This is a genomic window from Carnobacterium sp., assembly GCF_032094055.1.
GTDB lineage: Bacteria > Bacillota > Bacilli > Lactobacillales > Carnobacteriaceae > Carnobacterium_A.
Genome location: NZ_DAMDAK010000042.1, coordinates 15,932 through 16,534 on the forward strand (window position 1 = coordinate 15,932; position 603 = coordinate 16,534).

1 pseudogene is annotated in these 603 nt (G+C 36.0%); it reads left to right on the forward strand.

The annotated features are described in order from the left end of the window. Nucleotides 1-57: 57 nt before the first annotated feature. Nucleotides 58-603: pseudogene (locus RT405_RS07885) on the forward strand (ABC transporter permease); the annotation flags it as partial.

Here is a 603-nt window from a genome sequence, read left to right on the forward strand (position 1 = left end):
TGTTGACCATTATTGACCCTAGAATCAGTTTATCAGCGAAAAAAGGGGGACATTAATATGGCGCAAAATACAAATATGGACAAGTTTCAGTTCGTTGAGTTAGATTCTTTGGTTTCAGAAAAAATCGATGCTCCAAAATATTCTTATTGGAAATCAGTAGGCAGAAAGTTTTTCAGCAGTAAAATTGCTATCAGTATGCTCATTATATTGCTGATTATTTTAGGGCTTTCCTTTATCCAACCATTGTTCAGTCATTATGATTTTATGAATGTTGAAGGAATCAATGATTTTTCTAAACGTTATAATTGGCCATCAAGTGAGAACTGGTTTGGAACAGATTCAAATGGACAATCTTTATTTGATGCTGTTTGGGCAGGAGCTAGAACGTCTATATCAATCGGCTTATTGGCAACAGTGATAACTACTGTTGTTGGCGTAGTGGTAGGCGCTATTTGGGGAAGCTCTAAAGTAGTGGATCGATTTATGATTGAAGTATATAACGTTGTTTCAAATGTACCAACATTACTGATTGTTATCGTATTGTCTTATGCATTCGGCAGCGGATTTTGGAATTTGTTGTTTGCGATGTGTGCAACAAGTTGG